Below are 10,308 nucleotides of genomic sequence, written 5' to 3'. Positions count from 1 at the left end.
AACTACCTTACCGCACCCCGTTGTTGGGGGGGGGGGGGCGGGGGGGGGGGGGGGGCGGGCCGCCACCGGGTCATCAGGCCTCGTTGAGCGTGGCGTTGATCTGCTCGTCGGCCCACTTGGCGCCGTCGGCCACCGACTTCTTACCGGTCAGGATGTCGGTCAGCATGGTCTGGAGAACGTTGCCCTTCTCCACGTCGGCCCACTTCTCGGCGTTCGGCGGGAACCAGCTCTGCTTGGCGGAGAGCGCGGCCGGCGCGATCTTCGGGTTCTCGGTCGCGGCCTTGTCCAGCAGCGCGGTCGAGTTCGGCAGGGCGCTCGCCTTGATCAGGCCCTCCATCGACTTGGCGTCGGTGAAGTACTTGATCCACTGAGCGGAGAGCTCCTTGTTGGCGCTCTTCTGGGTGACGCCCAGGTTCGAGCCGCCCAGGAAGGACGGGATCTCCGGCATCGGCGCGGCGGCCAGCTTGCCCTTCACCTTGGTCGGGACCAGCGGCGAGTTCGGGTCGTTCGGGTCCTTGCGGACCTCCTCGGCCACACCCTGCTCCCAGGCGTTGCCGTAGAACATGCCGCCCGAGCCCTGCGCGAAGATGCCGGCCTGCTCGTTCTCGTTCTTGGTGACGTCAGCCTTCGAGTACTTCTTGGTCATGTCGACCCACTTCTGCAGCCCCGCCTGAGACTCGGGCGAGGAGAGCTGGCCGACCCACTTGTCGCCGTCCTTCTTGGCGATCTCGCCACCGTTGGACTTGACCCACGACATCGCCGCGTACCAGTACTGGCCCGGCATGTAGACGGCGCTGAACTTCTTGTCCGCCGCGTTGCCGGTCTGCAGCTTCTCGGCGGTCGAGAGGAAGTCCGCGTAGGTCTTCGGCGCCTCGGTGACGCCGGCCTTCTCGAAGAGGTCCTTGCGGTAGATCAGGACGCGCGCACCGGCGTAGTAGGGCACGCAGTAGGTCTTGCCGTCCAGCTCGCAGGCGCCCGACAGACCCGACAGCCAGGTGTCGGAGTTCTCGAAGTCACCCTTGTTGAGCTCGGCGAAGCCGCCGTTGAAGACGTACTTGGAGAACTCGGTGTTACCGAGCTCGACGACGTCCGGCACGTCCGAGCCGGCCAGCGTCGCGTCCAGCTTGGTGAGGTGGTTGGCCCACTGCTGGTACTCGACGTTGACCTGGGCACCGGTGGCGGCGGTGAACCGCGCGGTGGCGTCCTCGACGACGGGCTTCCAGGCGGTCTCGGCGTCGACCATGAGCCAGACCTTGATGGTCTTGCCCTTGCCGTCGACCGTGGCGTTGGCCGAGGTGGCGCCCTCGTTGCTGTCAGAGCCACCGCACGCGGCGGCGCCGAACAGCGTCGCAGCGAGCGTCGCGGCAACCGCGATCTTGCGCTTCACTTTTCCTCCCCAGAGGGTTTCATTCTTATGAGAAAAGGGGTTCAGCTGTCCTTCGCGGCCTTGTGCCCGTGCACCGCTTGAGCGGTGCGCTGGAACGCGGCATGCGAACGTTCGTGGGTACGTTGCGCGACGGCGACGTAGAGAAGGTCGAGCACGACCAGCTGCGGATGGCGCGCGCTGAGCGCGTCCGGGCGGAAGGTCGTCGCCTGTGTGGCGGTGAGCAGGACGATGTCGGCGAGCTCGGCCAGCGGGGAACGGGGGAAGCTGGTCAGCGCGATGGTGGTGGCGCCCCGGCTGCTCGCCTCGGCGAGCAGCTCGATCGTCTCGCCGGTCTCGCCACTGTGCGAGATGCCGAGCGCGACGTCGCCGGGCCTCGACAGCGCGGCGCTGGCCAGACCGTTGTGCACGTCGGTCCAGGCCCACACCGGGATGCCGATGCGATGAAGGCTGAACTGCATCTCCTCGCCGACCAGCGCGCTTCCGCTGGCGCCGAAGATGTTCACCCGCGGCGCGGCGGCGATCGCCACCGCGGCCCGCGCCACCTCGCTCAGGTCCAGCAGCGAGGCGGTGTCGTGCATGGCCCGGGTGTCGGCCGCCATGATCTGACCGAGGACCCGCTCGAGCGGATCGTTCGGCTGGATCTCCCGGCCGATGTCCACGGTCCAGCCGGCCGAGCGCGCCCGGCCGGTCTCCGCAGCGATGCCGAGGCGGAGGTCCGCGTACCCGTCGAAGCCCAGCGCCCGGCAGAACCGGGTCACCGTGGCCGGCGACGTACCGCTGCGCTCGGCCAGCTCGACGATCGTGGCCCGCGACGCGGCGGCCGGATCCGCGAGCACCTGTTCGGCGACCCGCTGCAGCGCCCCGGTGAACTCCGGCAGCAGGGTCCGCACCCGCAGCAGCACCCCGTCGGAGTTCGCGAGCTGCGGAATCCCGTTAAGGGCGGCGCGGTCGCGAACCAGCGAGTCGGCGACCGCGGTCATCGCGGTGCCGTCCATCTCCGGCTCAGCCATCGGACACCCTTTCAGGAAGGACTGTTTACTGTCGCGGTAAAAGTTCTTACTAACCGCCCCTCGCTGTCAAGACTGTGAAGGATGTTTTCAAAAACGTGACCTGGCCTGGGGCAATGAACTGATGTTTCGCAGGCCCCGGATGACGGTCATCGATCCAGAAATAACCCTTACGACGTGACCGCCATCACATGAGCGCATTGAGCCTGATTTGTCCTTGCCCGTTCGTCAGCACACGGCTACCCGAAAGGCGGACGCCAGGTGGTCCGTTCGGTCAATCCCAGTGACGCGGCGAAACCTCGCCGTCACTCAAGAAACAAGATCAAAATAATTATCGGTACGCGTCAGACACCACGAAACCCAGCTACACATGCCCGCCGAGCCACCCCAGCCAGGCACGACGCAAGGCCCCACCGGGCGCGCCGGCCAACGCAGCGGCCACCAGCCCAACCCCAGCGCCGCCTCCGGCCCGCTCAGACAGCACTGCGGTTGGGCCCAGCCGCACGCACGGCACTGGCCAACCCCGGTGCTGCCTCAGGGGGCCGGAGGCCGCGCTGGGGTGGGGCTGGGTCTACCTGGTGTCTTGGACGGCCTGGGCGAAGGCCTCGGAGCGGTGTTCGAAGTTGCGGAAGTGGCCGTAGCTCGGCGCGGCCGGCGACAGCAGCACCACTCCGCCGGCCGGGGTCAGCTCGCGGGAGAGCCGGACCGCGTCGAACAGGTCCTCGGACGCCACCGTGCGCACCTTCGGCAGCCCGGCGAGCTCGGCGAGGATGCGCGGCCCGCTGTCCGGCAGGCCGATCACGGTGAGTTCCCGAGAGGCGAGGAAGTCTCGTAACGGTGAGTAATCAAGACCGCGGTCGGTACCGCCGACGAGCACCGTGAGTGGCCGGTTCTCGTACGCCTCGATGGCGTGCATGGCCGAGTAGGGACTGGTCGACAACGTGTCGTCGACGAAGGTCAGCCCGGACGGGTCCTCGATCTCGGCGAGCCGGTGCGGCAGCCCCCGGAACGACCGGACCGCCTCCTCGATGACCGCCCGCTGCCCGGCCACGTCGACACCCATGCCGTCCAGGACCGCGAGGGCGACGCACAGGTTCCGCTCGTTGTGCCGGCCCTTCAGCGCCAGGGCGTCCCGCGGAAACAGCTCGTCGTCGCTGCAGAAGACCGTTCCGTCCTCGACCCGGAACCGGGAGTCGTCAGCGGCCGCCGGCACCGGCGGGAACCCGCTGCGATCGGTCACACCGCGGATCTCGTCCCGCAGCCGCTCGTCCACCCCGTTGACGACGATCAGCTCCGGCCCGTACCGAAGAATGTTGAGCTTGTCCCGGTAGTACTCGCGCTCGCCGCCGTGCGCGTCCAGGTGCTCCGGGAAGAGCGAGGTGACCACCGCGACCCGCGGTGAGTCGGTCAGATCCGCGCACTGGTAGCTGGAGAGCTCCAGCACGTACAGGTCGGACTCGGGCAGGTCGAGCAGCGGGATGCCGATGTTCCCGCCGTACGCGTTGGGCCGGCCGGTCGCCGCCAGCAGGTGGCTGATCAGGCTGGACGTGGTGCTCTTGCCCTTGCTGCCGGTCACCCCGACGGTCCGGGCGGCGTGCTCGGCCATCCACAGCGCGCTGCCGCCGGTCACCGTGATCCCCCGGGCACGCAGCTCCGTGAGGTACGGGTGCGTCTGCGGCACGCCGGGCGACCGGACCACCACGTCGGCCGTGTAGAGCGCGGCCTGCGCGTGCTCCCCACCCGCGAGCGGGGCGAGTGCCGCCAGCTCACCCTCCCAGGCGGTGGAGAGGTAGTTGGCGCTGTCGTCAACGGCGATCAGCCGGGACGGCCCGTGCTTCGCGATCGCGGTCACCGCGGCCCGGCCCTCCCGGCCGGTCCCCCAGACCGCCACCGAGCGGCCACGCAGATCTGCCAGGCGCACGTCGTCTCCCAACGCTTTGAGTTCAGCACAGCCGGTTTCGCAAGGACCGAACTAATATTGCCCGTCGGCCGAAAGACAGGAGTTCCCGGGTGCAGTTCGACGTCATGCGCTTCCCCTCGTACGCGTTCGACCCGTCGACGGGGGTGGCGACGTTCGACTACCTGCTGGACGGACCGGAGCCGCTGCGCTTCACCGAGACGATCACGTTCCCGGTGCCGGAGCGGCCGGAGGTCCCGGAAGCCTTCCACCGGGTGCTGGACCTGCTGCACGTCGTCGCCGGGGTCAGCTACTACAAGGTCGGCGCCGCGCCCCGGGTGCTGGCGCCGAACCCGGTGCCGGCCGAGGTGGCGGCGTTCTTCACCGCCGTCTACACCGACGGCCTCGCCGAGTACGCGTACCGCAACCAGCTGGCCCACGTGCTGGCGCTGACCGTGGAGACGCCCGGCGTCACCCCGGCCGCCGCTCCGGTCGAGGTCCGTGGCCGGCCGCTCTCGGCGGTCGGCGGCGGCAAGGACTCGATCGTCACGCTGGAGATCCTGCGGGCGGCCGGGCTGGACCCGGTGCCGTTCTCGGTCAACCCGAACCCGGTGATCGAGAACGTGAACGTCGCCTCCGGCCTGCCCGCGCTCGCCGCCCGCCGCAAGCTCGATCCGCGGCTCTTCGAGCTGAACAAGGCCGGCGCGCTGAACGGGCACATCCCGGTCACCGCGATCAACTCGCTGATCGCGATCGCCACCGCGGTGTGGCACGGGCTCGGCCCGGTGGTGATGTCGAACGAGCGGTCCGCCTCAGACCCGAACCTGGTCTGGAACGGGCACGAGGTGAACCACCAGTGGTCCAAGGGCGTGGTGGCCGAGGGGCTGCTGCGGGACGCGGTGACCGCGCACACCGGGTTGGTCGATCCGTACTTCTCGCTGCTGCGGCCGCTGTCCGAGCTGCACATCGCACAGCTCTTCGCCGGTCACACAGCGTACGATGACGTCGTCACCAGCTGTAACAAAGCCTTCAAGCTGCACGACCCGACCGCGCGCTGGTGCGGTGACTGTCCGAAGTGCCGGTTCGTCTTCCTGGCGATGGCACCGCACATGTCCCGGGAGCGGCTGGCGCACATCTTCGGCCACGACCTCTTCACCGACAAGGCCCAGATCCCCGGCTTCCTGGAACTGCTCGGCGTGGACGCGCACAAGCCGTTCGAGTGCGTCGGCGAGGCCGAGGAGTGCCTGGTCGCGCTCGCCATGCTGACCGACGACGCGCCGGTGCTCGTCGCCCTGCGCGCGGCCGTGCCGGATTCCGCGTGGGCGGACGCCTCGCACAGCGACGTCTTCACACCGGCCGGCGCCAACCACATCCCGCCCGCCTACCGCAAGATCCTCGACGAGGCGGTGTCCGCGGCGTGACGGACGGCATCTACGTCGGTAACGCCGACCCGGACGCGCTGGCCGACCACGGCTGGCTGCTGGGCCACTTCAAGCCGGAGGGCGACCCCCGGCACAGCGCGGACGTCGAGATCAAGTGGGGCCGCCACCCGCGCGGCGACCGCCGGGCCGCCTGGGTCCGCGGCGAGCACCGCACCGCCCTGCTGGTGCTGATCAGCGGCTGCTTCCACATGGAGTTCCCGGAACGCACCGTCGTCCTGGACAAACAGGGCGACTACGTCGTGTGGAGCCGGGGCGTCGACCACTCCTGGTACGCCGCCGAGGAGTCGGTCGTGCTGACCGTCCGCTGGCCCTCGATCCCCGGATACGCCGTCCGCTGATCCGATGTCGCCTCAAGCCGGACCAGCGCCGGGTCGGGTCCGGGCCGCCAGCTCCGCACGCAGGCGCGCGCGGCTCGCCGCGTCACCGCCGAGCGCCACGCTCAACCGGTACCGGTCGCCCCTGGTCCCGGCAGCACGCTGCCAGGGGTCCGGGGCCGGCCGGAGCCGTGCCGGATCGACCGGCTCAACCTCGAGGTGTGGCAGCAGCTGCCGGCGGCGGATCCGGAATCCGGCGATGTCGGCCCAGGCGATCTCCACTGTCGACGTCTCGCTGTCCGGGAGCTGGAGGTAGCCGGGCGTCACCCGCACCGGCGGCCGCCCCTTCGAGGTGCGGAACTGAAGCACCACCGCGGTGATCACGCCGGCCACCGCAAGCGCCCCCGCACCCAGGGCGACCGGCAGCGACATCCGGGCGGCGGTCACCAGAAGGTTCAGCACCAGCACGACGAGCAGGACCCATTGCATGCGGTTGTCGGTCCGGACCGTCGGCACTTCGATCACCGCGTGGTCGGTCACCCTCGGCCGGTTCCCGCCCTCCTCAGCGACCAAACCCGCCCGGCGTCGCCGCCCGGGCACGCCGGCCGTCGATCCTCGGCTACGCGATCCGCTGACCCGACACCCACGACGGCCCAGCGCGTCGCCGCCCAGACACGCCACCCGCCCATCCCGGGTTACACGGTCCGCTGACCCGACACCCGCAACGGCCCAGCGCGTCGCCGCCCAGACACGCCACCCGCCCATCCCGGGTTACACGGTCCGCTGACCCGGCACCTGGGCCCGGCGGCCGCGTTGGCGGCCCGGAGTGGGCAGCCGGTCGCGCGGCTCGGCGGGACGGTCCGGTTCGGCGGTTACGGGCGGTTACCCGTACCCCTATTCGGGTGTGTCGTGATGGATGCGCTCGGGTGCGACGCCCAGCTGCTGCAATGCCGCGCTCGTCGCGGCGAGCATCAGCGGCGGGCCGGCCAGGTAGACCTCGTGGCCGGACCACTCGCCGTAGGCCGCGACGGCGTCGGTGACCAGCCCGGACGCGTACGGTCCCGGATCGCCCTCGGCGATCACCGGGACCACCGTGGCGCGCGGCGCCGCGCGGGCGATGTCGGCCAGGTCGGGCATGTCGTAAAGCTCGGCCATGTCGCGGACGCCCCAGAACAGTACGGCGGGGCGCGGGTCGGCGGTGGCGGCCAGCGCGGCGAGCATGGCCTTCATCGGGGCCACACCGGTGTCCCCGGCGATCATGAGAACGCCACGGCCGGGTTCGGCGGGCAGGCCCATGTCACCCTCGGCACGACCGATTTTGATCTGGTCGCCGACCCCGGTCTCGTAGACCAGGGTTCCGCTGACCCCGGTCTCGGTCTTGGCGCGCACGTGCAGTTCGACGAGGTCGTCGCCGTGCGGTGTGCGGGCCAGCGAGTACGGGCGCCACACGCCGGGCACGGCGGGCACCTCGACCCGGGCGTACTGTCCCGGCCGGTACGGCATCGGCAGGAACGGCCGCAGCCGCACCACGGCCAGGTCCGGCCGGCGCAGCTCGTGTGCGACCACTTCGGCGCCCCAGACGGTCGGCTGGTAGCCGGTCAGCGAGCCGCCGTGCACCATCCACCCGTAGATGTGCTGCCAGGTCCAGCGCCACGCGTGGTCGAAGTCCTGCCGCCACGCGCCGGGCGCCATCCCGGCACGCATCGCCTCGGCGAGGGCCGCCCCGACCAGGTCCAACTGCTTCCACTGCACGCCGCACTCGGAGAGCGCGGCGCCGAGCGCGCTGCATCCGGCGACCAGGACGGGCGGGTTGTCGAGGTGGTGGGCGAGCCAGGTGAGCGCCCGCGCGAACTGATCGAGCTGCGTGTCCGGTGCGCCGGGCAGCACGGAGAGCAGGTCGGGCTGCGCCCGGTACAGCGCGTGCCAGAGCCGCTCGGCGACCTCCTCGCTGCCGCCGGCGAAGGTGAGGCTGGTGCTGAGCAGGCGCTGCGTGTCGCGCAGCGCGGCGTCGTCGGCCGGGTCCATGCCGTCCTGTCGCAGCGGGGTGGGCGTGCTGGGACGGCTCGGCGGCTGCGGCACCACCACACCGGGGAACTCGGTGCCGGACGGCCCGATCGGGCGCGGCCCCGCCACCGGCGGGATTTCCGGTACGGCCGAGGTGCCGCCCACCGGGTTGACCCCACCGACGGGTACGCCCCACGCGCCGCGGCGTGTCTTCCGGGCCGCCAGCCCGGACCGGCCGAGGGTGGCACCGGGGTCGCCGCGCCACAGCAGCTCGGAGGTGCCCCGGTCGGCGGGACGCTGCGCCGGTCCGGCGGTGCTCCGGCGGCCGGAACCACTACCACCACCACCGCCGCCGTAGGGCACCACCGGTCCGGGAGTCGGCTGCGAGTCGGACTCCTCCTCGGGCGGCGGCTCGGCACCGCTCAGCTCGGAGAGCGCCGCCGCGGTGTCGGACGCACCGGCGGCAGCCGCGTCCGGCGCGCTCTGCCGCAGCCGGATGGCGCGTAGCAGGGCGAGCAGATGCGGGTCCGAACCAGACGACACTGACACCCCCGACAGACCGGAACACCGACCAGTACAACCGTACTGCTGCGGCGGGCCGGAGAACGGACCGGCCCAAGGTCCATCTTCCCGCACGGGTAGCCGTGACGCTCGCAGACGGACACCGACTCAGATCTCCTCGTCGTCGCGGCCCAGCTCCCAGAAGGCCACCGCCGCCGCGGCCGCCACGTTGAGTGAGTCGACGTTGCGGCGCATCGGAAGCCTCACCGGGACGTCGCTGGCGGCGAGGGCGTGCTTCGACAGCCCTGGCCCCTCGGCGCCGAGCAGGAGCGCCGCCCGGGCTCGTTGCGAGGGCGTCAGCCGCTGCATGGCGACGGCGTCGGCGGCCGGGGTCATCGCGAGAACGGTGAATCCGGCCTCGCGGACCCGGTGCAGGGCGTCCGGCCAGGGGTCGAGACGCGCGTACGGCACCGCGAAGACCTCGCCCATGCTGACCCGTACGCTGCGCCGGTAGAGCGGATCCGCGCAGGTCGGCGAGAGCAGCACGGCGTCGATGCCGAGCGCGGCCGCGCCCCGGAGACCGCGCCGATGTTGGTGTGGATCTTCAAACTGCACCCTCTGACCCTCGCCAGCCTAGACCACGCGAGGACCACTTTCCACCACACACTGCCACAACTCGCCCAGCCATGCGTCCGGCAGGCCAAGATACCCACCGATCAGGTGGCCGCAGGACGCCACCCTGGTCACGGCCCATACCGCCCGCTGACCGGCTGGAGGGCCTCCGGTCAGCGGTCGGCACAATGCTCGGTGTGCCCGCCATCGCCATCACCGACCCCGACGACGCCCGCATCGGCGACTACCGCGCCCTGACCGATCTCGAACTACGTACCCGCTGGGAACCCCCCAACGGCCTGTTCATCGCCGAAGGCGAACTCGTCATCGGCCGCGCCCTACGCGCCGGCTACCAGATGCGCTCCGCACTCGTCGACGCCAAACGCGCCGACCAACTCACCGAACTCCCCACCGACGCACCCCTGTACACCGCCACACCACGCGTACTCGAGGCGATCACCGGGTTCCATGTCCACCGCGGCATCCTCGCCTCCTTCCACCGCCGCCCCCTGCCCACCCTCCAAGAGGTGCTGGCAACATCCCGGAACCTGGCCGTCCTCGAAGGCCTGAACACCCACACCAACCTCGGCGCCCTCTTCAGAAGCGCCGCAGCCCTCGGCATCGACGCCATCATCCTGTCCCCCACCTGCGCCGACCCCCTCTACCGCCGCGCCGTACGCGTCAGCATGGGCGAAGTCTTCGCCATCCCCTACACCAAAACAGACACCTGGCCCCACCCGCTAACCACCATCCGCGACGCCGGCTATACCGTCCTAGCAATGACCCCGGCACCGGATGCGGTCGCCCTGCCGCAGCTCACCGCGGCCCAGCGGAAGCGACCCGCGCTGCTGCTCGGCGCCGAAGGGCCCGGCCTCAGCCCCGACGCCCTTAAGGCCAGTGATGTCCGCGTCGCCATTCCCATGCACAACAACGTCGATTCCCTCAACGTCGCCACCGCCGCCGCCATCACCTTCTACGAACTCACCCGCGACATGACTGCCTGACCACCGCCCTCGAGTGCCCTCATCGACGCGGACGAGCCGACACCAGCGCACGGGTCCAGGCGGCGGGTTTCGGGCCGGGCGAGGGTGAAGCATCCGAAGTCCCGCAACGGCGTCCGCACCCATTAAGCAACCAGCTCCAA

The 10,308-nt window shown here is 70.7% G+C and carries 8 protein-coding genes and 1 pseudogene; 3 read left to right on the top strand and 6 right to left on the bottom strand.

What is annotated here, in order from left to right; all coding sequences use genetic code 11:
* Nucleotides 1-73: 73 nt before the first annotated feature.
* From I4J89_RS19685 to murD, 3 genes are all read right to left on the bottom strand, one after another.
* On the bottom strand, nt 74-1,387 hold the full coding sequence (locus I4J89_RS19685) for an extracellular solute-binding protein (RefSeq protein ID WP_196415437.1): 1,314 nt from the start codon (nt 1,385-1,387) through the stop codon (nt 74-76).
* A gap of 41 nt (nt 1,388-1,428) precedes the next feature.
* On the bottom strand, nt 1,429-2,397 hold the full coding sequence (locus I4J89_RS19680) for a MurR/RpiR family transcriptional regulator (RefSeq protein WP_196415436.1): 969 nt from the start codon (nt 2,395-2,397) through the stop codon (nt 1,429-1,431).
* 568 nt (nt 2,398-2,965) lie between these two features.
* Nucleotides 2,966-4,315 (bottom strand): UDP-N-acetylmuramoyl-L-alanine--D-glutamate ligase, encoded by a 1,350-nt coding sequence (murD, locus tag I4J89_RS19675; protein ID WP_196415435.1) that lies wholly within the window; start codon nt 4,313-4,315, stop codon nt 2,966-2,968.
* 89 nt (nt 4,316-4,404) lie between these two features.
* Here murD and I4J89_RS19670 point away from each other — a divergent pair, with 89 nt between their 5' ends.
* Together I4J89_RS19670 and I4J89_RS19665 are read left to right on the top strand one after the other, a co-directional pair.
* Entirely contained in the window at nt 4,405-5,712 is a 1,308-nt protein-coding gene (locus I4J89_RS19670) for a MurL-like N-terminal domain-containing (protein ID WP_507236528.1), read from the top strand.
* Nucleotides 5,709-6,071, top strand: coding sequence for a cupin domain-containing protein (locus I4J89_RS19665; protein ID WP_196415434.1), 363 nt, complete (start codon nt 5,709-5,711; stop codon nt 6,069-6,071). Before I4J89_RS19670 ends, I4J89_RS19665 begins: the two co-directional genes overlap by 4 nt.
* A 12-nt stretch (nt 6,072-6,083) precedes the next feature.
* On the opposite strand, the gene I4J89_RS19660 is transcribed toward I4J89_RS19665, so the two are convergent.
* The 3 genes and pseudogenes from I4J89_RS19660 to I4J89_RS19650 form a co-directional block, all read right to left on the bottom strand.
* Nucleotides 6,084-6,587 (bottom strand): hypothetical protein, encoded by a 504-nt coding sequence (locus I4J89_RS19660; protein WP_196415433.1) that lies wholly within the window; start codon nt 6,585-6,587, stop codon nt 6,084-6,086.
* Nucleotides 6,588-6,941: 354 nt separating this feature from the next.
* The gene (locus I4J89_RS19655; protein ID WP_309238376.1) at nt 6,942-8,594 is read right to left on the bottom strand and encodes a flavohemoprotein; all 1,653 of its coding nucleotides are present in this window, start codon (nt 8,592-8,594) and stop codon (nt 6,942-6,944) included.
* Nucleotides 8,595-8,720: 126 nt separating this feature from the next.
* Nucleotides 8,721-9,151, bottom strand: a pseudogene (locus tag I4J89_RS19650) (TrmH family RNA methyltransferase); the annotation flags it as partial.
* A gap of 210 nt (nt 9,152-9,361) precedes the next feature.
* Between I4J89_RS19650 and I4J89_RS19645 the strand changes: the two are divergent.
* The gene (locus I4J89_RS19645; RefSeq protein ID WP_196415432.1) at nt 9,362-10,168 is read left to right on the top strand and encodes a TrmH family RNA methyltransferase; all 807 of its coding nucleotides are present in this window, start codon (nt 9,362-9,364) and stop codon (nt 10,166-10,168) included.
* Nucleotides 10,169-10,308 lie beyond the last annotated feature (140 nt).

The organism is Actinoplanes aureus (genome assembly GCF_015704865.1).
GTDB lineage: Bacteria > Actinomycetota > Actinomycetes > Mycobacteriales > Micromonosporaceae > Actinoplanes > Actinoplanes aureus.
This window is presented reverse-complemented; position numbering and strand designations above follow the sequence as displayed.

What these genes read in the sequence shown, in the direction of transcription:
- I4J89_RS19680 (WP_196415436.1), bottom strand. Translation starts at nt 2,397, where the DNA reads ATGGCTGAGCCGGAGATGGACGGCACCGCGATGACCGCGGTCGCCGAC.